This is a genomic window from Paraburkholderia sp. RL17-337-BIB-A, assembly GCF_046025895.1.
Taxonomy (GTDB): domain Bacteria; phylum Pseudomonadota; class Gammaproteobacteria; order Burkholderiales; family Burkholderiaceae; genus Paraburkholderia; species Paraburkholderia fungorum_C.
In genome coordinates this window covers 1281642-1307578 of sequence record NZ_JARESY010000002.1, presented here as the reverse complement: position 1 = coordinate 1307578, position 25937 = coordinate 1281642, and the positions used below count along the sequence as shown (strand labels likewise).

The window sequence follows — 25937 nt, the reverse complement described above, 5'->3', positions numbered from 1 at the left end:
AGGACTTGAACGCTGGCAATCGCAGGCGAACAACCGAACCATCCCGAACGCACGACACAGAGGCACGCCCCGGCGACTACTTCGAAATCTTCTCCAACTCGAGCCCCTTCGTACGCGGCCCCATCAGGCCGATCGCCAGCATCACGATCAGCATCGCACCGGCGATGAACACGAATACGCCCGACGTGCCGAACTCCTTCAACACCGAGGCAATCAGAAAGGCCGTGAAAATCGCCGAAAACCGGCTCCATGAGTAAACGAAGCCCACCGCGCGCGCACGGATGCTGGTCGGAAAGAGCTCGCTCTGATAGGCGTGAAAGCTATACGAAATGATGTTGCCGGCCAGCGTCAGACACACGCCGAGGCTCACCAGCAACACGGCGCCGGACGCCTGGCTGAACCACAGGCCACACACGATATTCGCCGCCGCCATCACCACGATCACCGTCTTACGCTCGAAGCGGTCGCCGATGAAAAGGCCGATCACCGGGCCGATGGGCGCGGCCAGCGCGATCACGCTCGAATACATCAGGCTCGTGGTGATCGTAATGCCTTGCTTGATCAGGAGCGTCGGCACCCAGTTCGCAAAGCCGTAGAAGCCAACCGTCTGGAAGATATTGAAAATCGTCATCATCAGCGTGCGGCTGCGGTACGGCGGCACCCACATATCGCGGAAGCTGCCGCGCGGCGCGACCGGCACCGGCGGCGCGGGCGGCGGCAATTCGCGGCCAGATTCGCGGCGCACTTTCGCTTCAAGCTCGCTCATCACGCGATCGGCTTCCGCAAGACGGCCTTGTTGCGCAAGCCAACGCGGGCTTTCCGGCAAGGCGCGCCGGATCCACCACACGAACAGCGCACCATGTGCGCCGATCAGCACCACCCAGCGCCAGCCGTCGAGTCCGAACAGCGTGCGCGGCACCAGCAGATAGGACAGAAACGCGACCACCGGCACCGCGGTAAAACCGACGGCCTGCTCGCACGCGAAAGCGCGGCCGCGAATCTGTTTAGGCACCAGTTCCGAGATATACGTGCCGATCGTCACCAGCTCGACGCCGATGCCGATGCCCGCCACGAAGCGCCAGAAATTCAAACCCGTCGCCGTTTCCTGAAACGCCATCACGACATTGGCCGCCGTGTACCACAGCAACGAATACGTAAACACGGCGCGGCGTCCGAACCGATCCGCCAGAAAGCCGCATGCGATCGTGCCGATGAACAGCCCGCTGAACAACGCCGCGATAAAACTCGCGACGCCGGTCGAGCCGAACAGGCCGTGCGTAGTCGCCGTCAGCAAACCGCTTTTGACGAGGCCGGGCGCGACGTAGCCCGAGTACAGCAGGTCGTAAAGCTCAAAGAAGAAACCGAGGCTCAGCAGCACCACCAGCTTCCAGATGGAGCGCGTGGCAGGCAGCCGGTCGAGCCGCGCGGAGATGCTGCCGGCGTCGAGCGTGGCGGACGCCGGGGACGCCGCAGACGCCGCGGCAGAGGCGCCGGTGGTGGAAAAAGCCGCGCCGCCGGCGCTGCGCGCGACGGACCCGGTCTGATCGGGGATTGCCATGTTGTTTGTCTCCTCGTGATGCGGGTCATGCTGGCGTTGCACGATGATGCTCGCCGGGGCCAGTCTTGTGCCGGCCTTTCGTATAGTCGTACTTTCGTACTTTCGCGCGTCACGCGCACCACGATGCCGGGCCACAAGGTCCGGCCAGCATTCTAGCCGTGTGTGCGCTTCAATTGTTCGAAGGTGGTGATTTTTCCGGCCAGCGCGCTCGCCGCGACGGTGTATGGGCTCGCCAGCCACACATTGCCCGGACCTGAACGGCCCGGGAAATTGCGGTTGATCGCGCTGATCGTCACCTCGTTCGCCTCGGCCGATTGCCCCGGTCCGCAATTCGCACACGACCCGCAGCCCGGCATCACGAGCGTCACGCCGGCGCGCTCGAAGACCGGCAAATAGCCCTGGCTCTCGCAATACGCGCGCACCGCCATGGTGCCGAATTGCAGGAACAGACGCGTCCCGTCAGGGACACGCAGACCCTGCTCCACGCCCCAGCGCAATACCTCGTGATAGAAATCGAAGTCTTCGCGCTTGCCCGCCGTACAGGAGCCGCCATACGCGATATCGATCGCGACGTCCTGTTCCAGTTGCGGCGCCGGCACGCCGTTGCCCGGATCGCCCGGACGCGCGAGCATCGGTTCGATGGCGCTAGCGTCGATGCGGATCATGTCGCGATACGTGGCGCCGGAATCGCTTTTCATCCAGCTTTCAAGGGTGAAATCGAGGCCGCGGCGTTCCTTCAGAAACGCCACCGTGCGTTCGTCCGGTTCCACGATGCCGGTGAAGCCGCCCAGCTCCGCGACCATGTTGGTGAGCGTGGCGCGTTCGTCGATCGACATCGCGCGCACCGCCGCGCCGCCGTATTCGAACACGAGGCCGATCGCGCCGCCCGAGCGGATCGCGTCCATCTGCAACAGATGCAGCACGACGTCCTTCGCGGTGACGCCGTCACGCAACGCGCCGTCGATTTCGATCCGCAAGGTCTCCGGCACTTTGCAGCGCACATAACCCGTCACCCAGCTATTGGCGATTTCCGTTGCGCCCGCACCGAATGCGAGGCAGCCGAGCGCGCCCGAATGCGGCGTGTGCGAATCGGTGCCGCACGCCACCTGCCCCGGCAATGCGTATTGCTCGGCCATCAACGCATGACAAATACCTTCGGAACCAGGTAAGTTGTCGAGGGCGCCGTGCGAGCGCACCGGATAGTCGCGCGAGAAGGACGTATGCCCTTCCATCAGATTGGCGACACCCGGCAGCAATCCGTCACGTACGTGTGGAATGCTTTGCGAAGCGAGCACCAGGTGATCCTGAAACGCGATGATGCGATCCGGCGCATGCAGCGGCGCGGGCTTGCCGAACGCCCGATGCATCAGATGCGCGCACATGCCGGTGAAGTAGTCGTGGCTGAAGCGCCAGTCGGCGGCGATGAACACGCCGTCGCCGCGCTGCGCGCTTTCAATGCCGGGATGAAGATGACGCTCGATGATCTTCTCGACGAGTGTCTTCGGCTCGGGGGTGTTTGTCGCGTTTGTGGCGTTTGTGGCGTTTGTGGCGTTTGTGGCGTTTGCCGAAGCTGCCGTGGGTGCCCGGTTTGCCGTCTCGCGCACACGCGGCGCTGGCCAGTCCGCGAACTTGCTGTACGCAAGCAGCCCGCCGCTGCGAATGATCTGCTGCGTGAGTGCATCGCGGCCTTTGAGGAACTCATCGATCGGCACTGCCTCGCCCGCGATCAGACGGTCGAGCACGGAGAAATCAGTGGTCGTGAGAATGCCGATGTTGTCGCAGTTCTGCTGATAGATCCGCTCGAAACTCTCGGCGACGATCAACCGAATGCCCGCCGACAACTCCGCCAACGGGCTCGATTCACGCGACGAACCCTTGCCGTAGCGCTTGCCCGCTACTGTCACCTGAAAGCCGCCGTCCTTGATCGCGTTGCGGCCGATCGGCATGCGCTCGCCCGCCTTGAAGCCGACGTAGGGATACTGGCCGAGGCGCTCGTCATAGGTGAGCATGACGGTGACCGGCGTGATTTCGTCGGTGGAGACGTTATCGCGCAGCGGGCCGGCGCTCGCACGCGTGAAATTTTCACCCGCGAGTTGCGCCTCGATCACCGTGGGGTCCTGGGACAAGTACAGCACGCGGCCGTCCAGACGAATCGTATCGCTCATATGCATTCTCCTTGCGCCCACTATACGGCGCGCGTGCGCGATGCCGAAGTGCCGGTCCGGCAACGCAGACGTCTCGCCCGGAGAATGATGCGAGGCGTCTCAGGCTAGGGCTTGCTGCCTAGAAAGCCCACCAAAGCCGCGGTACTCGCGCTTAGCTGATCGCGCGACTTGAAGATCATGATGAGATGCCGCACGGCCCAGATATCGCTCAGGGACAGCAACCGCACGTCGAGCGCATTCACATACAGCAGTCCCACCTGTTCCGGCACGATCGCGATGCCGAGCCCGGCGTGAACCATCCGGCACAACGCGTCGAGGCTGCTGACGCGAATCTTCACATCAAGCTGCCGCCCCGCGCTGGCCGCCTGCTGCGCAAGCAGCTTCGTCAGCGCGCTCTCGCTGCGCAGGCCGACGAAGCTCTCGTCGAGCAGCTCCTCGAACGCCACGCGAGGAACACCAGCAAGACGATGACCGCCGGGCACCAGCACCGCCAGCCGGTCCTCCCGATACGGCACCTGTTCGAAGGCTTCGCTGCCCGCGACTGGGTTGCAGATGCCGAAGTCGGCGCCGTGTTCGTCGACGATACGCAGCACGTCCGTGCTGTTCTCCTCTTCCAGCTCGATCGACACCTCCGGAAACATGCGCCCGAATGCGGCCAAGTCTTCCGGCAGAAACTGCACGATCGACGACAGATTCGCCACCACCCGCACCCGCCCCTTCGCTCCGGACGAAAAACGCGACAACTCGGCGCTCATCTGCTCGATGTTGCCGATGATCGCGAGCGCATAGCGCAGCACGGTCTCGCCGACCGGCGTCACGGTAATGCCGCGCGACTGGCGCTGGATGACAGGCAGGCCGATCACGGCCTCGATCTCGGCAATGCGCCGGCTCACCGCCGAAGACGCGATGAACTCGCGCTCCGCCGCGCGGGCGATGTTCTGCTCCTGGCAGACGGCGACGAACAGGCGCAGCGAGGTGAGGTCGAGTTTCTTGAGGAGGTTTTCCATGGGGTCGCTTCACGGTGAAGCCCCAATTGTGACGCGTCTTGCGCGAAACGCAAAAGCACTGATCCATGCAAAGCCTTCCCCCGCTTCACGCAATCTGCTCCGTTTTCTAAGGAGCGGACTGCATGCGCGCGGAAAAAACTGCGCCGCACGCTCACTCGCCCTTGGCGACCGTCAGATCGACGCCGGCTTCACGGATCCCCACCGCGGCAGCTTCAGTCAGTCCTTCGTCGCTGATCACGTGGTCGAATTGTTCGAGCCCGGCGACCTTGTACAAGCCGAACGTGCCGTATTTGGAACTGGTCGCGAGCAATACCGTTTGCGTCGCAGCCGCCATGGCGGCCTGTTTGACTTCGACTTTCGGGGCGGACGGCGTTGTCACACCGCGCCGCAAATCCCACGAACTGGCGGAGATAAACGCCACGTCGACCGCGATGTGGCGCAGCGTAGCGGCCGCGAGACCGCCCACGCCCGAGCGATTCGCGTGGTCGAGCATGCCGCCAGTATGGATCACGTTCACATGGGTCGCCTCGGCCAGCTCCTGCACGATCGGAAAGTCGTTGGTGACGACGGTCATATCGCTCAAGGCAAGAATGTGCGGCACGAGCGTGAGCGTGGTCGTGCCCGCATCGAGATACGCCGTCATGCCAGCACGCAGGAACGCTGCCGCGCACACGGCTATCGCCTGTTTCAGCGGTTGCTCGATCAGCGCTTTCGACTGGTGACTCGGCTCGCTGTTCAACTGGCTTGCAATCCGTACCCCGCCCGGCACCGAATAGACCAGCCCGGCCTGTTCGAGCACGGCAATATCGCGCCGCACCGTCATGTGCGAGCAGTCGAACATGACGGTGAGTTGATGGACGCTCAACACTTTGTGGCGTCGCAACTGACGCAACATCGATTCGCGCCGTTGATCCGGAATCAGTGGGCGGGATGGCCGAAGATCAGGCGTGAGCGTGCGGCTCGCCAATTACCTCTCATGTAATAGGATTTTTACCGCCACTCAATGCGGCGCCGTCCGCATTGCCCGATATTCGCGTCGCACGATCTCCATCAACTCCTCCACCGACGTGCTGGCTGCCTCCCGCTGATAAGTCACCCGTCCACGTTGCATCAGCATCACACGATCCGCGATGTCGAGCGTCTGGGCGTAGTTGTGCATGATCATCACGATAGACAGTCCACCTTTCTCCTTGAGCCGAAGGATCAGGTCGATGATCAGCGCGGCCTCACGGGCGCCCATGGCAGCGAGCGGTTCGTCGAGCAGAAGTATCCGCGCATTCGAATTGACCGCGCGAGCAACCGCGATAGCCTGCCGCTGTCCGCCGGAGAGCTGCTCGACCGGCAGGTCCACCGAAGGCACGTGCACGCCGATTTCCTCGAGACACTCCGCGGCGCGAGTACGCATCGCGCGATTGTTCAACAACCGGAACGGTCCCCGGCGGATGATTTCGCGGTTCAGGAACATGTTGTGATAAATGCTCAGCGAATTGGCCAGCGCCAGATCCTGGTAGACGCATTCAATGCCGAGCGAGCGGGCGTGATCGACGGAGCGAAGCAGCGTCTCCTCGCCGCCGACAAAAAGCTTGCCGCTGGTCTGCTGATGGAACCCGGTGAGAATCTTGATCAGCGTCGACTTGCCCGCGCCATTGTCGCCAAGCACGCCGAGAATCTCGCCCTGCCTGAGCGTCAGCGACACGCCATCGAGCGCGGTCACCGGGCCGAAACGCTTGACAATATCTTCGCCGCGCAGCGCGTCCGCCACCTCGGCCATCACAACTCTCCCTTGCGCGCGAGACGAACTACGTGGATGTTGAAGATCATGGCCCCGAGAATGGCCGCGCCGAGAATCATGTTGAAGGTGAAGGCGTTGATGCCGATCAGCGTGAAGCCGTCGTTGAGAATGCCGAGCACCGCCGCGCCGATCAACCCGCCAATGATCGTGCCGGACCCGCCTGCCAGCGGTGTGCCGCCGATCACGGCTGCGGCAACCGCGAGAAACATGATCTGGTTGCCGCCCGCTTGCGGATCGATCGAGGTGATACGGAAACCCTCCAGGATGCCGGTCAGGCCGGCAAGGAACGCGGCAAGAATGAAGTTACCGAGTTTCAGGCGCCTGACCTGGATGCCCGCTTCGCTAGCTCCAAGCGGATTCGCCCCCGACGCGATCGTATGCAAACCCCAGCGGGTATGGCGAAGCAGTACGTGCATCACGGCTGCAATGACGAGCGTCCAGATGATCTCGCTGTAGCCCCAGCCGCCCATGAACGCCGCAAACACCGAATCCTCCGGCGGCGAAACCGGGGTGCCGCGTGAGATCGTCAGCGTCAGGCCGTTCACGAAGAACAACGTACCCAGTGTCGTCACGAAGGAGGGGATGCGCAGATACACCGTCACCGCGCCATTGATCAGTCCGACGAGGCCCGCCGCAATCACGCCGGTGAACATCGCAAGCCATGCCGGCAAACCTGCCTCGATGGCGAAATGCATGATGAAGGGCGCAAACGCAAAGACCATCCCCGCGGAAAGATCGATCTCGCCGCCGATCATCAGCATGATTTCGCCGAAGGCGATGATCGCCACGGGCGCGATGAACTGCGAGAGATTCTGCAGACTCGCGCTGGTCAGCAGGAAATCGCGATTGACCGTCTCGAAGTAAATGCAGAGGATGAGCGCGACCGCAAAGATGCGCATCTCGCTGGAACGCCCGAGCGCGCCTGACCAGCGCCTCGGGCGTTGCGCGGCTTTCTCGCTGTCCGTCACGGAAGACGTCACCCTTTGATCGCACCCGTGCGCGGCACGATCTGCGCCTTCGTGCTCTTGCCCTCATAGCGCGTCGACGTGGTCAGATACGGATCGACCGAGTCCTTGGTGACGAACTTCAGGCCCGTGTTGATATTGCCCGGTCCAACGAGCCCGCCGGAGGCGAGAAAGATGAACGCTTCGACCACGGTATAGAAGCCCTGAACGTACGGCTGCTGGTCGATCGTGAAGTCGAGGAAGCCTTCATGAATCAGATCGACCGTGCGCGGCAACAGATCGAAACCGCCGCCATGCACGCCCTTGGCAGGCAGGTTGGACTCCTTCATCACCGTCGCGACGCCCTGGGTGCTGCCCGCGTCGACCGCGAACATGCCCTTGAGATCCTGGTGGCCGAGAAAGAACGATTTGATCTTCGATAGCTCTTCGTTGACAGTCGCGCCGGTCGCGATGGTTTGCACGTCGATCTTCTTGCCCGATTTCTTGATTGCAGCAACCGCGCCGTCGAGCCGCGGCTGTATGTTGAGCTGGCCGGGCGTGGCGATAAAGAGCGCGACGAGGCCGCTGTCGACGAGGCTCGCGATGCGTTCGCCCATCTGGTAGCCGGACAGGTACAGATCCTGGCCGATATAGGCGAGGCGCGGATTGGTCGATCCCGAGGGCGCATCGGCGTTATAGGCGAACACCGGAATGCCGGCGTCGAGCGCGGCCTGGATCGGTTTGTCGAACGCCTTCGGGTCGACGATCGGTACCGCGATGGCGTCCGCCTTGCCGGCAATCGCGGCATTCACCGCATTCACCATTTCGGCGATGTCGGCATTCGCCGAGCCGGTCCATTGATAGTCCATGCCCAGCAAAGCGGTGGCGTCCTGAATACCGTATTGCGTGGGAACGAAGAACGGATTCGTCGTGACATGGTTGACGAATACGATCTTCCAGCGCTTGTGCGCCGGAAAAGAACCTGCTTCCGCCGCCTGGGCCGACGTGATCACGCCGCCCATTAGCGCCAGCGCGGCGGCGAGGCCGGCGCCCTGGAGCAAGCCGCGGCGCATGCCCTGCACTTCATCCTGGTCTTCCCCTTCGTGCGCCATCTTAGTCTCCGTCTCTCAGTTATTAGACACTTCACTGTGCGTGACGGCGCAGACCGGAAAAGCCCCGGAGGCGGGTATCGCTACCCCATGAAACCCGCGAGCACGCGCGTACACATGACGACCCTCAGAAAATGCTATATCACGGCACTTTGCCTACTAATCGATGTATACCCTTAACTAGTCGGACTCGTTAATTGCGGTGCCGCAGTGAAGCTTTTTGTAATCCCAATTAGCGGTTTTTTTCGCAATGCAATGGCGGGCTGATTCGATTCGATGGCGGGTTCAGCGGGTCAAGTGAGGAATCCAAAGGTATTCGGCTCGCGTCGGCTCGCGTCGGCTCGCGTCGGCTCGCGTCGGCTCGCGTCGGCTCGCGTCGGCTCGCGTCGGCTTGCGTGGCTTGCGTGGCTTGAGCAGGCTCACATCAGCTTCCCGCCATCGTCGGCCTGTTCGTTGCGAGTCACGAGGGCTACAAGATCATTCTTTTAGCGCCGCGGAGTTCGGTAGCCTACCGACGGGAAAACGCTCCACACACGCCTGCCTCACACGCTCTACCGTGACGGGCGCCCGGAAACAAGCCGGTTTCAGGCTTCTCATCCGACGCTATAAACAGAATCACACGAGAAAAGAGCGCGAGGCAATGCTAGAATGGCCGGCGTCTTTACGCTCATCACCATGACTCAACGCTCCCACAACCGCATGACCGCATGGCTTGGCCTGATCGCCATGTGGCTCGTCGTGTTCGCGCCGATCGTGAGTCAGATGCTGGTATCGAACCGCGCGCACGAGCCTTTCGCGGCGCTCTGTTCGGCGCTGCAACCGGCCAGCCAGAGCCTGGTGAGCCAGCCGACCCAGCCCGGCGCCCGTCCATCTCAGCCACGACGACGCTTTCGGCGCATGCGGCTACTGCCACCTGCTCCAACATCACGTCGCCATGCCAAGCGTCGCGACTGCCGAACCGCCGGCCGCACTCGCGCTGGCCGGCACCGCGCCGCCCGCCCTCTCCACCCGCTTCACGCCGCTCGGCGCGTTCCCGTCGGGACGCCCAAGAGACCCGCCCGCCGTTTCCTGATCGCTGTTGTTCCTGATCGCGCATCTCGTCGCACCCGTTGAGGGGGCGCGCGATCGCCTGTTCAATGCATCAAGGAAACGTTCATGTTCAACTTCGCCCTGCGAAGGTTGCCCTTTTGCGCCCGCCGTCGCGCCCGGCGCATTGCCACCGGCCGGCCGTCGCAGTCGAATTTTCCGTCGTATTGGCCCGCGCTGGTTCCTGCGTTCGCGCCGGCCTTCATTGCAGCCCCGGCCCACGCGGATAGCGCGCCCGCCGATGCCACGCTGCCCGCTGTCAGCGTCACCGCCAATGCCGTCATCGGCCGCCACCCCGTCGACCCCAACCTGCCGGCCTCGGTCGAAACCGTGACGCGCGAACAGTTCGACAACTGGAACGTCGTCAACACCGAAGACGTGTTGAAGTACATGCCGAACCTCGCCGTGCGCAAGCGCTTTATCGGCGATCTGAATTCGATCATCGCCGTGCGCGGCACCAGCAACACGCAGAGTGCCCGCGGCCTCGTCTACGCGGACGGTCTGCTGCTCAGCAATCTGCTCGGCAACAGCTACGCGTTTCCACCACGCTGGTCGATGGTGTTCCCCGACGAAATCCAGCAGGTCGACGTGATCTACGGACCGTTTTCCGCGCTCTATCCAGGCAATTCACTGGGCGCCACGGTCCTCATCAGCACGCGCATGCCGACGAAATTCGAAGCCGACGCCGACGTCAAAGCCTTCACCCAGCACTTCAGCCTGTTCGGTGTGAATCAGAATTTCAACGGCAGCGAAGCGAGCGCGTCGCTTGGCGACCGGATCGGGAAGTTCTCGTATTTTCTCGGCGTGAATCACCTGGAGAACACGAGCCAGCCTCTGCAATTCGCCACGCTCGCCAGGTCCAGCACGCCCGCGAAAGCCGGCGACACGCCGGTTACCGGCGCGTACTTCTACAACAACCAGACCAATACGCCGACCGCGGTGCTCGGCGTGAACGGCGAAGGGATCGAGCATACGGTGCAGGACCAGTTCAAGCTGAAGATGCAGTACGACTTCACGCCGACACTGCAGGCTGCCTTCACACTGGGCTACTGGCACCAGACCTATAACAGCGAGACGTCGAGCTTCCTGCGCGACGCGAACGGCAACCCCGTATACAGCGGCAAGGTCGCGATCGGCGGCTACGAGTACACGATTCCGGCGGCCGCCCTTGCCCCGAGTCTCGGCCACAGCGAGAACTGGCTCTACGGGCTCACGCTGAAGACCCGCAACGCCACCGGCTGGAACGGCGAAGCCATCGCTTCGTACTACGACATCGGCAATAGCGTGGCGCGCACCGCGAATTCAGGTGCGCCGGGCAACGGTGCCGGCACGGTGATTTTCGGCGACGGCACCGGCTGGAAAACGCTCGATCTGCGCACCACGTACACCCCCGTGACGCCGCAAGCGGGATGGACGAACCATGCGCTGAGCTTCGGCTATCACTATGACAACTACTTCCTCGACAACGAGAGTTACAACACGCTGAACTGGCGTGACGGCGCGGCCACCTCGTTTGCCAATGCATTCGCCGGCAAGACGCAGACCCAGGCGTTGTACGCGCAGGATGCATGGCGTTTCCTGCCGCGCTGGAAGTTGGTCTATGGCGTACGGTATGAAGACTGGCAAGCCTATAGCGGTTCGCAGTCGCTGCCCGGCACAGCCATGCCATACAGCGACGTGAATCAGCATCACTTCTCGCCGAAAGCCTCACTGTCGTTCGATGTCACCGACGATTTGAGCTTGCGCGCATCCATTGGCCGCGCCTATCGGTTTCCGACCGTGGGTGAGATGTTCCAGGGGCAAATCAACGGCTCGTCGATCATCAACAACAATCCGAACCTGAAGCCCGAAGACGATCTCTCCAAAGAGCTCACCGCCGAATGGGCGCACTGGAACGGCGTGTTCCGCTTCTCGCTGTTTCAGGACGACGTGAAGAACACGATCTTCAGTCAGACCGATACGACCGTGATTCCGAATGTGACGAACTTCCAGAACATCGGCAAGGTGCGCTCGCGTGGCGTCGAAACGAGCTACTCGGGACAGGATGTTTTCGTGCGCGGCCTGGATCTGCTGGCGAGCGTGGCATACACGCAGTCCAGGATCATCGCGAATGCGCAGAACCCGGCGACTGTCGGCAAGTACTTCTACCGGATTCCGCTGTGGCGCGCCAATCTTGCCGCGACGTATCACATCGACGAACGCGCGGCGGTGACGCTCGCCGCGCGCTACTCCGGCCGCCAATACAACACGCTCACCAATACCGATACGAATCCCGATGTATTCGGCGGCACCAGTTCGTACACGGTGGCGGACGCGAAGTTCACGTTCAAGCCGACCAGGCTGAGTGAAGTCGGCATTGGCGTGGACAACCTGTTCGATGCGCGTTACTTCGTCTATCACCCGTATCCGGGCCGCACGTTCTATGTCGAAGCGAAGCTGCGCATGTGAACACGCGGGTTGTGTACGCGGTTTGCGCTTGCCCTGTGTTTGCCTTGCGCTTGGCTTGTGCTTGCCGTGTGCTTGCCTAATGCCTGCCCAATGCCTGCCCGGTGCCTGCCTTGTGCGTGCTTGGTACTCGTTTAGCACTCGCCTCGTCCTCGAGACACTAGCGAGTTGCAAACCCACCTATGCATCGCTGCGCAAACCGATCGACCTACTCATTGCTTCAGGAGAATGAATGTCCACCACCACCGCTCAACGCGCGACCACGGCAATCGGCACGGCGAGCGCCGGCTACCGGACGCTCTGGCGCTGGCACTTTTATGCAGGTCTCTTTGTGATGCCGTTTCTGGTCGTGCTTGCGATTACCGGCACTGTGTATTGCTTCCAGCCGCAAATCGAGCCGCTGCTTTATCCGCATCGCTTGATCGTCGATCCGCAAGCTTCGCCCAGGCTGACCGAAGATGCATTACTCGCGAAAGCCCGCGCGGCGATGCCCGCCAATGCACGCGCAGTGACCGCGCCCATCGCGAACGCCCCGGATCGCAGCACCGAGTTCATCTTCCGTCTCGCCAACGGCGAAAAGCACAGCGTCTATCTGAACCCGTACAGCGGTGAAGTATTGGGCACGCTGAGCGTCGAGCGCCGCTTCATGCAGGTGGACCGCATGCTTCACCGCAAGCTGCTGCTCGGCAAACCCGGCGAGCTGCTGATGGAGCTGGCCGCGTGCTGGACCCTGGTGATGATCGGCACCGGCGTCGCACTCTGGTGGCCGCGCGGGGAAACCACGGCACGCGCGGCGCTCGTGCCACGTTTCTCGCTACAAGGACGCGCGCTGTGGAAGAACCTTCACGCCGTGATGGGCATCTGGCTCGCACTCGGCGCGCTCGCGTTCGTGCTGAGCGGTCTGCCGTGGTCGGGTTCATGGGGTAAGCAGTTCAAGGCGCTCGCGACCGCCGCCAATCTTGGTGCGCCGCCGGGATCGTGGGGCGGCTTGCCGTTGCGCTCCGCACTGCCAGGTATGCGCACCGGTGACCATGCGGACACGGTGGCTACAAGTGCCGAGACGCAATCAGCGCACGGCGTCGGCGTCGGCGTCGGCGTCGGCGTCGGCGTCGGCGTCGGCGTCGGCGCATCGCACGATGAACGCCCAGCGCACGCAACCGGCGATGAGCACGCCGAGCACAGCGCGCACGCAGCGAACATGGACTCGATGCCCGGCATGGTGATGGACGACCTGCCGTTGCCGCTCACGCCATGGGCCGTCGGCAATACGCCGGTGCCGGCATCCGGCGATACACATGCGGCGCAAGCGCTGCCGCTCGGACGCATCGTCAGCCTGGTCGCATCGCTCGGTGTCCCGAACAGTTACGACATCGTGCTTCCGGCCTCCGCCACAGGTGTCTACACCGTCTCGTACTTCCCAGCCGACCCGAAAGACTAGCGCACGCTGTACATCGACCAATACAGCGGCGCGGTGCTGAAAGATATCCGTTACGGCGACTACGGCGCGGTGTCGAAGGCCGTGTCGTACGGTACGTCGTTGCATATGGGCCGCTATTTCGGCCTCGCCAATCAGATTCTCTGCGCCGCGATTTCGCTCGGTCTGGCGGGCATGGCCGTGACCGGCTGCGTGATGTGGTGGAAGCGACGCCCGCAGCGCGCGCTCGGCGCACCGTCGCGCGAGCGCGCCGCGCCGCCGATGCGCGGCTGGAAAGCCGGTCTCGTTCTGCTCGGCATCGTCTTCCCATTGATGGGCGCCACGCTGCTCGCGGTGTGGCTCGCCGATCGCACGATTTTCGACCGCGCCACGCGGCAAGCTGCCTGAAGCTTCATTCCCGCTGTCAAAACCAAGGAGCACATCATGACGACACCACGCAAACTTCTACTCGCCGCCTTACTGTGCGGTTCCTCGATGCAGGCCTTCGCGGGTGCCGCGGCAACCGCGAGCGTTTCGGACTGCTGGATTCGCGCCTTGCCGGGCGATCTGCCATCGGGCGGCTATTTCAAGGCAAGCAATAGCGGCGACCAACCGGTCAATCTCGTTGGCGTCGGCTCCGACGCGTTCGGCATGGCCATGCTGCATCAAACGCAAAGCCAGGGCAGCACCTCATCGATGGTGATGGTCGACCAGGTGGCGGTGCCCGCGCACGGCTCGCTCGTGTTTGGACCGGGTAACTATCACGTGATGCTGGAGCATCCGAAGCAGCCGCTCAAAATCGGCACGACGATCCCGCTGACGTTCTCGTTCAGCGACGGCGAGAAAGTCACCGCCGCTTGCACGGTGAAAAGCGCGGGCACGATGGCTCCGTAATGCTCCCGGCGCCACCGAACGGCTGCGAGGCCGTCGGGTCGGGCGCGAGCGCGGACAACCGGATGCGGGCAATCTGCGCTGTGAGCTTTGATTCGTGCGGTTCGGCCAATCCTTGCACTACCTGCTCGTTTACGATAAATTTTGCTCGATTGTGATCGTTTTGTTTTGCAATCGAGCGAGGTCAAGTCATGCAACGAACGCGACAGGATGCAATGGAGGGGCTTCTGCCCGAGGAACGGGAGCAGCTGATTCTGGAACGGCTGCGGGCGCAGGGCCGCGTCCTCGCGTCCGAACTCGCGGCTGAATTCCAGACCTCCGAACACACGGTCCGCCGCCATTTGCGCGAACTGGCCGAGCAGGGTCATTGCAAGCGCGTCTACGGCGGCGCCCTGCTGATCTCGCCCTCCGGCGAGAGCGCGGCTGTCCGCCTGCGCGAAGCGGTAGACCGCAAGGCCTGTCTCGCCGTTGCCGCTGCCTCCATCGTCCGGCCGAAGCAGATCGTTCTGCTGGACACCGGTTCGACCAACGCCGCCATCGCCGCGGCGCTTCCGGACAACGCGGATCTCACCGTCGTGACGAACTCGCCGGAGGCTTGCGCACGCCTCCTGAACCGGCCGGGGTTCGACATCATTCTCATCGGCGGGCGCATCGTCCGGCACGCAGCCGGCTCGACCGGCGCGACCGCCTTGCTGCAGGTTCAGCAGATCAAGGCCGACCTTTGTTTCCTGGGCGCGTGCGCGTTCGATCCTGACGAAGGCGTCGCCGCGTTCGACGCCGAAGAGGCCGAACTCAAACGGGCGATGGTCAAGGCAAGCAGCCAGGTGGCCATTGCCATGACGTCGGAAAAGCTGATGACGGCTGCTCCGTTTTCGTTGGCGCCGGCATCCGCCGTCGACTATCTGTTTGTCGAAGCGGACGTGACGGCCGAGCGGCGTGCCCTCCTCCAGACAGTCTGCGACAACGTGATGGTGGCGCGCTCATGAAATCATTCGCCAAGCCGTTTGTTCAGCCGGTCACCAAGCCGCTCAAGGAACGTGTGGCCACGCTCGGCGTGTTCCTCGCCAACGGCTTCGGGATCGGCGCCTGGGCAGTCGAAGTGCCGCGCATCAAGGAAAGCCTGGCGCTCAGCGACGCCTCGTTGGGCATCGCGTTGTTCGCCTTTGCGCTGGGCGCCATCGTGGCGATGCCGCTGGCGGGACAGTTGGCGCCGCGCTTCGGCAGCGGCCGGGCCACCGCGCTGCTCGGCGCGGCGTTTGTCGTGGCGCTGCCGCTCCCCGCGTTCGCACCGAACCTGGCAACGCTGTGTATCGTGCTCCTCGTGCTCGGCGCTGCGAACGGCGCGCTCGACGTCTCCATGAACGGCCACGCCAGCACGATCGAAACGCAATGGAAGTCGCCGATCATGTCGTCGTTTCACGCGGCGTGGAGTGCCGGCGGCCTGCTCGGCGCGGCGACGGGCGCGATGATCGAGAAAGGCGGCGTCGGCGTGATTGGCGGTCTCGCGCTGCCGGGCGTGGTCATCGCCATCCTCATCGTCGCCGCCGCGGTGCTTGCGTTGCGCGACCTCGGTCCGCGCGCGGCCGCGCCCTCCAGCGGCTTTGCGTTGCCTAATGCCGCGGTGATGAAACTTGCGCTGCTGGCGTTCCTTTGCATGCTGGTGGAAGGCGCGGTGGCCGACTGGAGCGCGGTGTATTTACGCGCCACCTTGAGCGAAGAAGCCAGCGTCGCCGCGGTCGGTTATTCCGCGTTTGCATTGTCGATGGCGGCTTGCCGGATCGTCGGCGATGTCTCCGTGCGCCGCTTCGGGTCGAGCAAGGTGATCGGCTTCGGCGGACTTCTGGCGGCGGCCGGGCTCGCGCTGGTGCTGAGTCTGCCGAGCGTGTTCACGGCTTGCGTGGGCTTCGCTATGGTCGGCGTCGGTCTGGCGAATATCGTGCCGGTTATTTTCAGCGCGGCGGGACGCTCGACCGTCACGCCTGCGGTCGGCGTCTCGATGGCGGCCACGGCGGGGTATGCGGGCTTTCTGGTCGGGCCGCCGTTGATTGGATTCGGCGCGGGCTTGTTCGGGCTGCGCCTGGCGTTGGGTGTGCTCGTCGTGGCGACGTTGATTGTTTGTTTGACCGGGGGTAAGGCGGTGCGCAATGCGAGCCTTGCGCAGAACACCCTGTCTGCCTGACGAGCGGCACAGCGGTGCGCAACGCGAGCCTTGCCTGGAAAAGGCCCGGCTTGCGAGCGCTGCGGCCAGCTCAGCGCACGTGAGCGAATGCGCTTGCGCGCCGTCGCTCAGGTGCTGCAAACCATTGTGGGTCCCCGCTCAGAACACGCCGGGAATCACCCGGTAGTGCACCTTTCCCTTGTACGTGCGATAGCGTTCGTCGTCCGACAGCAGTTGCTCCTCGCGCACGATGCGCGCGACCTGCAGCGCGAACTGGCAAGCGTACACGATCACATTCTGCAAGCCGAAGTTCGTCAGCAGGAAGCCGACGTCCGTGATGAAGTAGCCGAGATACATCGGGTGACGGACGAACCGGTACGCACCGCGCGATACGACGCCGCGATTGGCCGGCAGGATGCCGAATGAGCGCCGCAGCGATGCCTTCGCGAACAGTTGCCAGAAAATCCCCAGGACCTGCAGGCACGCGCCAACGGTCTCAGGGATCAGGTGCGTACCCGGTGCGAGCCGTATTGCGAGGAAATAGTAAGTACCGCCCATTGCACAGATGAACGCCAACGGCCGCCAGTCGCGCCTGACCGGCACGCGCGTGACCAGCGACAGGCCCACTGTCACGAGCGCGGCCACCACGAGCAGCAGCAACGTGATCCGGGTGGGCGCCGCGCGCCATTGCGTCACCGCGGCGTAAGCGAACACGCTAAGCATCAGTACCGCCGCGACGCGCGACGAGACTTCGACCAGCGCCTCGCGCCAGCCTGCTGCGGCTTGTCCGGCAGCGTGTGGCGCCGCGGCAGTTTGCGCAGCGTTACCCGGCATGATGGGGTCACTCAGTGGTCTAGTCGTTGTCATGGTGCGCTCACTGGGAAATGCGGAGGATTTGCGAGGCTAGCTGCGAAAAGCACGGCGCAAGGTCAGCGGGGGTCGCCGCGTGACAATACACGCCGACCGGTTGCTTCGGGTTGTAGCAGCGCGGTAGCGAATCGGGCGTATTGGCCATGCACTTGAGAACGTCCTGGCCCAACTCGTTGTCCGGGCCCGCGGGTTGTACTAGCGGCTGGCCCAGGCCGAGCGTGAACACGTAGATATTGTTGTTGCGTGCGTCCGCCGCCATCGCTTCGAGCAGGTTGCGTGAAGCTCGATTGACATTCTGATAGGTGACGGCCGCCGTGACGACGCGTGGACTATTCGTGATGATCGGAAAGGTCGTGTCTGTCGGATTGTGCGCGTTGTAGAAGGCGGGCAGTGACGGGATGAATTTGCTCGAATCGGCTCGCAGATCCGAGTCGTAGCACGGCGAACTGAACGCTGTCTGCAACTGATCGTAGTGCCAAAGCCCAGTCATCTTGCCGTTACTGTCGGGCGACGCTATCGTGCCGACGAGGTTATTGCATGCCTTGGCCTGTTTCGCAAACGTAAATGCCGACGCAAAGCTATTCGGCGCACCATCGGAAAAGAAAACGATCACGCGTAGACTCGACGGATTTTGCAACTGGTTCATCTGATTGCGCGCATTCCAGAACGCTTCCGACGAATTGGTGCTGCCGGAGAAATTATATTTCTGGATTTGCGCCGTCATCGTCGCGCGGTCGAAACCCCGGGAACTATCCTTCTTGAACGGCGTGTCGATGATCGTGCCGTAAGCGAAATGCATCAGGGCGACGCGGTCGTTCGTGATGTCAAAGCTGTTCAGGAACGAGGTGGCGTTCGCTTGCACCACAGGGGGTTCGGTCGGATCCGTTGCCATCGACCCAGTCGTATCGATCACAAACGCCATATCGAGCGTCTTGCGGATCGCCTGCGAAGATGCGCCGACGTTCAACACCTTGAAGCCAAGCGTCTGCATGAAGGTGACCGGCACCTGTGCCTGCGCCGACATGTTGATCGTCACGGTCCCCTTGTTATCGAACACGACTGAGGGCGTGCCAGCCGTTGCCGTCGAGCCGAGAAAGCCGGCCGGATAGTTGGCCGTGAAAAACGCGTTGGCGGCCTGCGTCGCGTTCGTGGTCTGCTCCGACTGATTGTTGCCGCGCGTAACGGCCTGGCCCGCGGCGACTACCGCGCCGTCCGTGGCGGCATCGAGCCGCGCCCGAATCATGTAGCCGAGCCCCGAATCGATCGCGAGGCCAAGAATGCCCAGCAGCGCGACCAGCGACACCGCGACAATGATGCTGATCGAGCCTTTCTGATGTTTGTGTGCTGCTGTTTTCATTGCATCCCCCGACCTGCTTTTATTTTGAATCAGAACACCGTCATCGCATACAGATTCGGCGACAGCGCCGGTGTCGTGATACCGCCGCCCAGTTTCAACGATCCGATCAGCGGTGTTTGCAGATAGAACGCTTCGACCGCAAACGCAATCTGCCCGGTCGATAGCTTGCCTTGCAACAGATTCACCACCGGCGACTTGCTGCCTGGCGCGGGCAAGCCGCTGCAACTCCCCGTGCCGTCGGTGGCCCAACTCGTGATCGTGCCGCCGCTGCCGCCGCAGGTCCACAGTTTGCTCGCCGGAGAGTAGTTGCCGCCGTTCCAGCGATACTGCGCAACCACCACCCCCGTGCAGTTGTTGCCGTTGGCGTCGCAGTTGTTGTTGCCCATGATCTCGGTGATGTAGATCATGCCGTTCGCGTTCATATCGAGCGGTGGCGTCGTCGCAGTGAGCGACGACATGATCGTCTGCATCGGATACGTCAGCGACGCGCGCGACGACAGGTTTGCCCCTTCGCGGCTCACGTTGATCAAAATCATCTGCGCCTGGATATTGCGCGCGATGTCGACAACCGGCAGCGCCAGCGCAACGAGTATCGGGAGCAACAGCGCCAGTTCTACGCTGACGATACCGGCGGCCTTGCGGCGGCTCTTCCCCCATGGTTTTGTCTTCATGTTAGAAGCCCTCGTTGCGCATCGTCGTCGCGACGCTGAAGGTATATTTGCCGCCCGCGAAGAACGGGCTGACCAGTGGCGTCAGGAGCGGCCAGATGCAATTGATCTGCAGCACCACAATGTCGCCCGGGTTGCCGAACATGCCGGTTCCGTAGCTCGCCTGGGTGTTGTAGGTTTGAGTCGCGCCGTTGATGGTGATCACGTAACTCGGCGAAACGAGCGTGTAGAGACCCATCGAACTGTTCTTGATCTCCTGCACGATGGCCAGATAACGCTGCTGATTGGTCGCGTTCGGATCAAGATTGCTTTGCCCGGTCACCGCGTAACGCGCGCCTTCGCGCACCGCGTATTGCATCGTCAGGTTGACCCACAGCGCAATACCCATATCCATCACAATGAACAGCAGCAGAAACAGCAGCGGTGCCAGCAGCGCAAACTCGACCGTGACGACGCCACGCTGTTTGAGCGTTCGCTTCGGCGCTTGCTTCAATTGCGGGCGAGCAGCTTTCATATCGCCTCCTCGTTAAGTGTCACCAGGCCGCCTCTAACGGACCGTCACTCGGCCGCGCGCTGCGTCACGGCGGCGGGTTCGCCTGCGGTGCGCTTGCGCAGTGGCCAATACAGCGCTACCAGTACCGATGCGGGCTCGGCATCGTCATCGAGGCCGGTTTGCGGCCACTCGTGCGGCGCCGGTACCCACATCGTGCCGAACAGGCGGTCCCACAGCGGCAGCAGTTGCGTGAAGTTTTTGTCGAAGTGTTCAGTCCGGCGAGAGTGATGCAGCCGGTGATATTGCGGGTTGTTGACCCACGTGATGAAGCGGCCGAGGTCGATGCGCAGGTTCAGGTGGGCAAAAAAATTACCCGGCAAAAAAATCAGGGTGGCCACGCCAACGATCGACGGCTCGACCTTGAATAGCACGCCTACCAGCGGATACATCATGCAGCCCTTGAGCAGCGCTTCAAACCAGTAGTGACGCGTAGTCACAGTGACGTTGAAGGACTCCGCGCTGTGATGGAACGAATGCATGCGCCACAGCAGCGGCCACGCATGCTGCAGACGATGAAACCAGTATTCGAGCAGGTCGATTGTGAGCACTACCGCAAGAATCGATACCAGTACGCCCCAGCCGTGAGCAGGCAACGCAATCAGGCCGCCGCCCAGCAGATTGACGACCCAGACCGACGCGGCCGCCGTCAGCGGCTGGGTCGCCCGGCCGATAGCCGTAGAGACGGCCGAGTAAGCGAGGTTCAGACGGGTAGCCGTCCGCGACTGCAGACGCTCCACAGGCCAGCGCCGCTCGAGCAACGCGCCTACGATGAACAGCGCTAGCACGATCTCATAGGCGAACCACCATTCGTGCACGAAGTGCCATAGAACAGGAAGCGGATTGGACTCAAACATGTGTTTCCCCGGTAGAGACAAGGCCGGCATGGTGTCTAGCCTCCCGAAATGCCGCTCATCGCCGGCATCAACTGACGCATCACCTGGATCGCTGACGGACCGATCAACACGGTAATCAATGCGGGAAAGATAAAGAACATCAGCGGGAAAAGTAATTTGAGCGCGATCTTGGCGGCCTTCTCTTCGGCGCGCATGCGACGTTTGGTACGCAGGTTGTCTGTATAGACGCGCAGCGAATCGCCGACGCTGGTGCCGAAGCGGTCGGCCTGAATCAGCATCGCAGCGAGCGTGTCGATGTCTTCGACGCCGGTGCGCAGCGACAAGTTGCGCAGCGCCTTGGCGCGCCCCGAACCTGCACGCAGTTCGAGCAACACCAACTCGAATTCGTCCTTCAGCGCGTGGCTCCTTACACCGATTTCCTGTGTGACGCGCATCATGGCCGCGTCGAGGCCAAGGCCAGCCTCCACACAGACGGTCATCAGATCGAGCGCGTCGGGCAGATCTTCGAACAGCTTGCGCTGCCGACGTTCGATCAAGCGTGAAAGGACCAGATTCGGCAGATAGAAGCCGAGTGCCGACGCTGCGAGCACCGCGAGCAGCAGCCACATGCGCCTGTCAGGGGTGAAGAGGTTGCCGCAGAAAATCAGGGTGATCGCCGGCAACGCGAGCGCCAACAATGTCTTCGCGGCGAAATAGAACGCTGGGGCGGACGGATTGCGGATGCCTGCGTTGGCAAACCGAAGCCGGAGCGTCGACTTGTCCCAATCCTCTTTTGGTAAGGAAAGTTTCGCGACGTGGTGGGACACCTTCGTGACGGCTTCGACCCAGGTTTTCTGTTCGCCCGAGTCGGACCCGTCGGGCGACGCGGGCACGCCGACGTGATCGATACGCCGTTGCAACGGGTCGGGTCGCAGCAGCATCATCGCCTTCAGCATGGCGCCGAATACAATGAGAAACATCAGGCTCAGCACGACGATCTGTTCGGCTTTCATGGTCTGCGGGTTGCCCCGCCCTCCTCGATTCGTTGTTGCCTGGTGTGCCGGCTTGAAATCGTTCCATCCGGTCTCACGACTACACCCGGATGCGTATCACCTTGCGCATCCATAAGATGCCGAATAGCATCATCGTGAGTGAAATGGCGGCAAGATTGACGCCTGCCGGGTCGGTCCAGAACACCTTGATGTATCCAGGATTCAGCAGGGACAGCAGTCCCATGATGACGAACGGCAGCAAGGCGAGAATCCACGCCGACAGCCGCCCCTCCGCCGACAGCACGCGCACCTTGCCGAGCAGCTTCAGGCGCTCCCGAATAATGCTGCTGATGCTGCCAAGAATCTCTGCAAGGTTGCCGCCCGCCTCGCGCTGAATCAGCACGGCGATCACGAAATAGCGCAGATCGTCCACCGGCACGCGGTTCACCATGTTCAGCAGCGCATCGTTCATCGACACGCCGTAGTTGATCTCGTCGAACGCCAGTGCGAATTCCCCGCCGAGCGGATTGGGCAGCTCTTCGCCGACCATCCCGAGTGCAGCCGGAAACGAGTGACCAGCACGCAGCGCACGGCTGATCAGATCGGCCGCATCCGGCAGTTGCCGTTCAAGCTGCAATACACGCTTGCCGCGCTTGCGGCGCAGGATCATCAGCGGCAGCAGCGCACCCGCGCCGGCGAACCCGAGCATCACGGTCCATGGCGCATGCAGCACGAATCCGATGAACACCCCAATGAGCGCGGACAGCAGCGTATAGGTCACAAAACGCGCGACGGACCACGTCAATCCCGACTGTTGCAGTTGCCGGTCGAGCGTATGCACGCGCGGCAAAACCAGCAGCAGCCGCGTGACCAGCGGCGATTCGCTCAGCATGCGCTGCTTCAGAATCGACAGTTGCTCCGCGCTCACGTTGCCGCCCGCGGACAACGCGCGGATGCGCTCGTCCATGCGCTTGACGACGGGGCTGTGATGACTGCTCCAGAACAGATAGATGCTCTCGATCAGCAGCACGATCGCCAGGAACGCCAGAACCGCGAAACCGATAAACGATGTGTTCATGCTCGACTCCTTGGACGACGCGGACCTTGTGGTTCGCGTCGTGTGCTTACACGTCCAGACGCCGCGTGGGATCGAACATCTGATCAGGCAGCGTGATACCGAAGCCGGCCAGCCGGTCGCAGAACTTCGGACGCACACCGGTTGCGCAGAAATAACCTTTGATCATGCCGTTCTCGTCGACGCCGGTGCGCTTGAACGTAAAGATCTCCTGCATGTTGATGATGTCGCCCTCCATGCCGGTGATTTCCTGAATGCTCATCAACTTGCGGCGACCGTCCGTGAGCCGCGACGCCTGCACGACCACCGTGATCGCCGAGGCGATCTGCTGGCGAATCGCCTTGATCGGCATCGTCAGGCCAGCCATGCCGACCATGTTTTCCAATCGCGTCAAACCATCGCGCGGCGTATTCGCATGCAGCGTCGCCATCGAGCCTTCGTGGCCGGTGTTCATCGCGTGCAGCATGTCGAGCGCTTCGGCGCCCCGCACTTCGCCGAGCACAATCCGATCGGGCCGCATCCGCAGCGCGTTGCGCACCAGCGAGCGCTGCGAGATCTCGCCCTTGCCTTCGATATTCGGCGGGCGCGTTTCGAGGCGCAGCACATGTTGCTGACGCAGTTGCAGTTCCGCCGCGTCTTCGATCGTGACGACCCGCTCGTCGTCGGGAATGAAACCGGACAGCAGATTCAGCAAGGTCGTTTTGCCGCTGCCCGTGCCGCCCGAAATCAGCACGTTCAGCTTCGACTTGATCAGCGCTTCGAGCAGCTGCGCCATTGCCGGCGTGAAGCTCTGGTTGTTCACCATGTCGGTCACGGTCAGCGGATTCACCGCGAAGCGGCGTATCGACACCAGCGGACCGTCGATCGCCGACGGCGGAATGATCGCGTTGACGCGCGAGCCGTCAGGCAGGCGCGCGTCGACCATCGGCGTCGATTCGTCGATGCGGCGGCCCACCCGCGAGACGATCCGCTCGATGATCTTCATCAGATGCGCATCGTCGTAGAAGGTCACGTCGGTGTGTTCAAGGCGGCCGCGCCGTTCGACGTACACGTGTTGTGACGTGTTGACCAGAATGTCGGAAATGGTCGGATCGTTGAGCAGCGGTTCGAGCGGCCCGAGTCCGACCATCTCGTCATGCACGTCCTGCGCGAGCCGGCGGCGCTCCAGCTCGTTCATTGGAATCTTGTCTTCCTCGACAATACGTTCGACGAGTTGCGCCAGTTCGCGCTTGACCTGCTCAGGTGAAAGGCGTTGCAGCTTGTCCAGTTCGACGCGCTCGATGATCGTTTGATGAATAGTCATCTTGAGCTGCTGGTATGCGCGCCGTGCCGCAAGGCTCTCGGCGGCGACACCTGCCGCAGCGGCGCCCGCCGTTTCTGCCGGCATAAATCCGTTCTGGATCGACATCTGTTCGCGCAGTGACATGATGGTCTCCGTTGCCGTTCGCAGGTCAGTGTTCAGTCTTCAACGTTTGAAGGGAATTCGGCCGAGCCGCGAAGAAGCGGCTCAGCACGCCTTTGCGTGGTGCGGCGGCGATCGGCCACAACATCTCGGCGAGCGCGCCGATGCCTTGGGCGAGCGCACTGCCCTTGGCCGCTGTGACAACCGGTATGCCGTGATTGAGCGCGTCGTTCGCGTGTTTTTCGTCGCGCGGCAACTGATGCGCGACCTTGGCGCCAAGCGTTTCCTCGAGTGTCGCGAGGCTGATGCGGGCGTTCTTGTCGTACTGGTTCACGATCAGCCGCACCTTGCTCGCCGAATAACCGAGTTCCTTGAAGATATCGAGCATGCGGCGCCCGGAGTGCAGATAGAGAATGTTCTGCCGTATCACCATGCAAATCGAGTCGCTGTGATCGAGCACATGAATCGCGAGCGGGTTGATACTCTGGCCGACGTCGACGATGACCGCGTCGTATTGTTCCCGCACCAGCGTGAGCATCCGTTCGAGATGCGCGGGACGCAGTTCGGCTGCCTTGACCGGATCACCCGCGCCGGCCAGCACGTCCAGGTTTGCGTGAATGTGCATCACGCAGGCCTCGAAGAAAGCGGCATCGAGCCGGTCGATCTGCGAACACAGATCGGTAAGCGTCGCGCGCGGCGCCTTGTCGGCCACCAGCAGGCTCGCGTCGGCGAACTGCTGGTTCAGATCGATCAACAGCACGCGCTTGTCGCGCTGCGCAGCGAGGGTGTAAGCGAGGTTCACGGCGATCAGCGTGGCCCCGCTGCCGCCCTTGCACGAACTCACCGATACCACGCGCCCTTCGCGGCGCAATCCTGCGTTTTTCTTGTTGGCGACATGCGTGAGCGCGTCGACGATCTCGCGTTCATCCAGCGGCCATGACAACACGTGACGCACGCCGACGCGCATCGCAGCCATCAGGAGGTTGGTCGACGGTGCGGGCGTGATCAGCATGCAATGCAGATGCGGCGTCTGGACGAGCGCCTCCTCGATGCCGCTCAGTTCGCGCTCCGACAGATCGACGTCGTCGACGATCAACAGATCCGCGGTCTTGATCGCCGCGGCGTGCGCGCGCAATTGTCGCGCCTCGCCGTGCACGGTGCGCAGCCGGTAGGCGACGCCGCTTGCTTCGAGCCGCGCGCCGATATGCGTCGAGCGTTCCGCGCTGGACGAAATCATGAGGATGTCAATCATTTCAAGTCTCCGCTGACCTGCAAGGTGCTGTTGCCAGGACCTGTATCAGTAACTACTGCCCGAGCCGACGCCGATCGTGAACATATTGGTTGGCGGGGTCGGCGCCGTGAATGATTTGGCGTAGCCCTTTTGCGCCGCGGCGGCCGCCGTGCCGTCGATCCCCAAAACCGGATCGGTATTGGCCGAGGCTTCTGGATTGAGTATCTGCATTGCCTTGAGCTGATTGACCGAATCGCCGAAGGTCGCGTCCCAGTGGGGTGTCGAGGTGAGGCACCCGGCGAGCGTCGCAGTCACGCCTGCGCATAGCGCGAGGCGGATCAGTGTGGGAATGGCTTTCATGTCGTTCTCCGAATAACCGTTAGATGC

21 protein-coding genes and 2 pseudogenes are annotated in these 25937 nt (G+C 62.6%); 6 read left to right on the top strand and 17 right to left on the bottom strand.

The genetic code is table 11. From position 1 onward, the window contains the following. Nucleotides 1-76 precede the first annotated feature (76 nt). The 7 genes from P0D84_RS26750 to P0D84_RS26720 all read right to left on the bottom strand — a co-directional run bounded on the left by P0D84_RS26750 (nucleotide 77) and on the right by P0D84_RS26720 (nucleotide 8578). The gene (locus P0D84_RS26750) at nucleotides 77-1558 is read right to left on the bottom strand and encodes an MFS transporter (RefSeq protein ID WP_408341664.1); all 1482 of its coding nucleotides are present in this window, start codon (nucleotides 1556-1558) and stop codon (nucleotides 77-79) included. Nucleotides 1559-1710: 152 nt separating this feature from the next. Continuing rightward, nucleotides 1711-3723 (bottom strand): aconitase family protein, encoded by a 2013-nt coding sequence (locus P0D84_RS26745; protein WP_408341663.1) that lies wholly within the window; start codon nucleotides 3721-3723, stop codon nucleotides 1711-1713. Between the two features lie 104 nt (nucleotides 3724-3827). Beyond that, entirely contained in the window at nucleotides 3828-4730 is a 903-nt protein-coding gene (locus P0D84_RS26740; protein WP_408341662.1) for a LysR family transcriptional regulator, read from the bottom strand. 151 nt (nucleotides 4731-4881) lie between these two features. Further along, a complete protein-coding gene (locus tag P0D84_RS26735) occupies nucleotides 4882-5697 on the bottom strand; it encodes a DeoR/GlpR family DNA-binding transcription regulator (RefSeq protein WP_408341661.1) in 816 nt (271 codons plus the stop codon). A 33-nt stretch (nucleotides 5698-5730) separates the two neighbouring features. After that, a complete protein-coding gene (locus tag P0D84_RS26730; RefSeq protein WP_408341660.1) occupies nucleotides 5731-6501 on the bottom strand; it encodes an ATP-binding cassette domain-containing protein in 771 nt (256 codons plus the stop codon). Then, nucleotides 6501-7502, bottom strand: coding sequence for an ABC transporter permease (locus P0D84_RS26725; RefSeq protein ID WP_408341659.1), 1002 nt, complete (start codon nucleotides 7500-7502; stop codon nucleotides 6501-6503). Before P0D84_RS26725 ends, P0D84_RS26730 begins: the two co-directional genes overlap by 1 nt. Further along, nucleotides 7499-8578, bottom strand: coding sequence for a sugar ABC transporter substrate-binding protein (locus P0D84_RS26720; protein ID WP_408341658.1), 1080 nt, complete (start codon nucleotides 8576-8578; stop codon nucleotides 7499-7501). Before P0D84_RS26720 ends, P0D84_RS26725 begins: the two co-directional genes overlap by 4 nt. A 672-nt stretch (nucleotides 8579-9250) precedes the next feature. Between P0D84_RS26720 and P0D84_RS26715 the strand changes: the two are divergent. The 6 genes and pseudogenes from P0D84_RS26715 (at nucleotide 9251) to P0D84_RS26690 (ending at nucleotide 16590) form a co-directional block, all read left to right on the top strand. Next, nucleotides 9251-9647 (top strand): annotated as a pseudogene (locus tag P0D84_RS26715) (DUF2946 domain-containing protein). An 83-nt stretch (nucleotides 9648-9730) separates the two neighbouring features. Further along, the gene (locus P0D84_RS26710; RefSeq protein ID WP_408341657.1) at nucleotides 9731-12109 is read left to right on the top strand and encodes a TonB-dependent receptor; all 2379 of its coding nucleotides are present in this window, start codon (nucleotides 9731-9733) and stop codon (nucleotides 12107-12109) included. Nucleotides 12110-12338: 229 nt separating this feature from the next. Continuing rightward, nucleotides 12339-13928 (top strand): annotated as a pseudogene (locus tag P0D84_RS26705) (PepSY-associated TM helix domain-containing protein). 36 nt (nucleotides 13929-13964) lie between these two features. Further along, nucleotides 13965-14414, top strand: a complete 450-nt coding sequence (locus P0D84_RS26700; RefSeq protein ID WP_408341656.1) for a copper chaperone PCu(A)C — start codon at nucleotides 13965-13967, stop codon at nucleotides 14412-14414. A gap of 212 nt (nucleotides 14415-14626) precedes the next feature. After that, the gene (locus P0D84_RS26695; RefSeq protein ID WP_408341655.1) at nucleotides 14627-15397 is read left to right on the top strand and encodes a DeoR/GlpR family DNA-binding transcription regulator; all 771 of its coding nucleotides are present in this window, start codon (nucleotides 14627-14629) and stop codon (nucleotides 15395-15397) included. Further along, the gene (locus P0D84_RS26690; protein WP_408341654.1) at nucleotides 15394-16590 is read left to right on the top strand and encodes an MFS transporter; all 1197 of its coding nucleotides are present in this window, start codon (nucleotides 15394-15396) and stop codon (nucleotides 16588-16590) included. Before P0D84_RS26695 ends, P0D84_RS26690 begins: the two co-directional genes overlap by 4 nt. A 138-nt stretch (nucleotides 16591-16728) precedes the next feature. Here P0D84_RS26690 and P0D84_RS26685 read toward each other — a convergent pair whose 3' ends face one another. The 10 genes from P0D84_RS26685 to P0D84_RS26640 all read right to left on the bottom strand — a co-directional run bounded on the left by P0D84_RS26685 (nucleotide 16729) and on the right by P0D84_RS26640 (nucleotide 25910). After that, entirely contained in the window at nucleotides 16729-17436 is a 708-nt protein-coding gene (locus tag P0D84_RS26685) for a methyltransferase family protein (protein WP_408341653.1), read from the bottom strand. A gap of 7 nt (nucleotides 17437-17443) precedes the next feature. After that, nucleotides 17444-18796 carry a TadE/TadG family type IV pilus assembly protein gene (locus P0D84_RS26680; protein WP_408341652.1) on the bottom strand — a complete coding sequence of 451 codons (1353 nt, stop codon included), beginning with the start codon at nucleotides 18794-18796 and terminating at the stop codon, nucleotides 17444-17446. Between the two features lie 29 nt (nucleotides 18797-18825). Next, complete coding sequence (locus P0D84_RS26675) at nucleotides 18826-19467, bottom strand: TadE/TadG family type IV pilus assembly protein (RefSeq protein WP_408341651.1); 642 nt, start codon at nucleotides 19465-19467, stop codon at nucleotides 18826-18828. Nucleotide 19468: 1 nt separating this feature from the next. Next, entirely contained in the window at nucleotides 19469-19978 is a 510-nt protein-coding gene (locus P0D84_RS26670; protein WP_408341650.1) for a TadE/TadG family type IV pilus assembly protein, read from the bottom strand. 44 nt (nucleotides 19979-20022) lie between these two features. Then, nucleotides 20023-20871 (bottom strand): sterol desaturase family protein, encoded by an 849-nt coding sequence (locus P0D84_RS26665; RefSeq protein WP_408341649.1) that lies wholly within the window; start codon nucleotides 20869-20871, stop codon nucleotides 20023-20025. Nucleotides 20872-20906: 35 nt separating this feature from the next. Continuing rightward, nucleotides 20907-21863, bottom strand: a complete 957-nt coding sequence (locus tag P0D84_RS26660) for a type II secretion system F family protein (RefSeq protein ID WP_408341648.1) — start codon at nucleotides 21861-21863, stop codon at nucleotides 20907-20909. A gap of 79 nt (nucleotides 21864-21942) precedes the next feature. After that, the gene (locus P0D84_RS26655; RefSeq protein ID WP_408341647.1) at nucleotides 21943-22920 is read right to left on the bottom strand and encodes a type II secretion system F family protein; all 978 of its coding nucleotides are present in this window, start codon (nucleotides 22918-22920) and stop codon (nucleotides 21943-21945) included. 46 nt (nucleotides 22921-22966) lie between these two features. Further along, complete coding sequence (locus tag P0D84_RS26650) at nucleotides 22967-24343, bottom strand: TadA family conjugal transfer-associated ATPase (protein WP_408341646.1); 1377 nt, start codon at nucleotides 24341-24343, stop codon at nucleotides 22967-22969. Between the two features lie 25 nt (nucleotides 24344-24368). Beyond that, nucleotides 24369-25571, bottom strand: a complete 1203-nt coding sequence (locus P0D84_RS26645; RefSeq protein WP_408341645.1) for a CpaE/TadZ family protein — start codon at nucleotides 25569-25571, stop codon at nucleotides 24369-24371. Between the two features lie 45 nt (nucleotides 25572-25616). Further along, a complete protein-coding gene (locus P0D84_RS26640; protein ID WP_408341644.1) occupies nucleotides 25617-25910 on the bottom strand; it encodes a hypothetical protein in 294 nt (97 codons plus the stop codon). Nucleotides 25911-25937: the final 27 nt, after the last annotated feature.

Coding starts and splice junctions, on each gene's coding strand:
- P0D84_RS26750 (WP_408341664.1), bottom strand. CDS start 1,558: ATGGCAATCCCCGATCAGACCGGGTCCGTCGCGCGCAGCGCCGGCGGC.
- P0D84_RS26745 (WP_408341663.1), bottom strand. CDS start 3,723: ATGAGCGATACGATTCGTCTGGACGGCCGCGTGCTGTACTTGTCCCAG.
- P0D84_RS26740 (WP_408341662.1), bottom strand. CDS start 4,730: ATGGAAAACCTCCTCAAGAAACTCGACCTCACCTCGCTGCGCCTGTTC.
- P0D84_RS26730 (WP_408341660.1), bottom strand. CDS start 6,501: ATGGCCGAGGTGGCGGACGCGCTGCGCGGCGAAGATATTGTCAAGCGT.
- P0D84_RS26720 (WP_408341658.1), bottom strand. CDS start 8,578: ATGGCGCACGAAGGGGAAGACCAGGATGAAGTGCAGGGCATGCGCCGC.
- P0D84_RS26710 (WP_408341657.1), top strand. CDS start 9,731: ATGTTCAACTTCGCCCTGCGAAGGTTGCCCTTTTGCGCCCGCCGTCGC.
- P0D84_RS26700 (WP_408341656.1), top strand. CDS start 13,965: ATGACGACACCACGCAAACTTCTACTCGCCGCCTTACTGTGCGGTTCC.
- P0D84_RS26695 (WP_408341655.1), top strand. CDS start 14,627: ATGGAGGGGCTTCTGCCCGAGGAACGGGAGCAGCTGATTCTGGAACGG.
- P0D84_RS26690 (WP_408341654.1), top strand. CDS start 15,394: ATGAAATCATTCGCCAAGCCGTTTGTTCAGCCGGTCACCAAGCCGCTC.
- P0D84_RS26685 (WP_408341653.1), bottom strand. CDS start 17,436: ATGACAACGACTAGACCACTGAGTGACCCCATCATGCCGGGTAACGCT.
- P0D84_RS26680 (WP_408341652.1), bottom strand. CDS start 18,796: ATGAAAACAGCAGCACACAAACATCAGAAAGGCTCGATCAGCATCATT.
- P0D84_RS26675 (WP_408341651.1), bottom strand. CDS start 19,467: ATGAAGACAAAACCATGGGGGAAGAGCCGCCGCAAGGCCGCCGGTATC.
- P0D84_RS26670 (WP_408341650.1), bottom strand. CDS start 19,978: ATGAAAGCTGCTCGCCCGCAATTGAAGCAAGCGCCGAAGCGAACGCTC.
- P0D84_RS26665 (WP_408341649.1), bottom strand. CDS start 20,871: ATGTTTGAGTCCAATCCGCTTCCTGTTCTATGGCACTTCGTGCACGAA.
- P0D84_RS26660 (WP_408341648.1), bottom strand. CDS start 21,863: ATGAAAGCCGAACAGATCGTCGTGCTGAGCCTGATGTTTCTCATTGTA.
- P0D84_RS26655 (WP_408341647.1), bottom strand. CDS start 22,920: ATGAACACATCGTTTATCGGTTTCGCGGTTCTGGCGTTCCTGGCGATC.
- P0D84_RS26650 (WP_408341646.1), bottom strand. CDS start 24,343: ATGTCACTGCGCGAACAGATGTCGATCCAGAACGGATTTATGCCGGCA.
- P0D84_RS26645 (WP_408341645.1), bottom strand. CDS start 25,571: ATGATTGACATCCTCATGATTTCGTCCAGCGCGGAACGCTCGACGCAT.
- P0D84_RS26640 (WP_408341644.1), bottom strand. CDS start 25,910: ATGAAAGCCATTCCCACACTGATCCGCCTCGCGCTATGCGCAGGCGTG.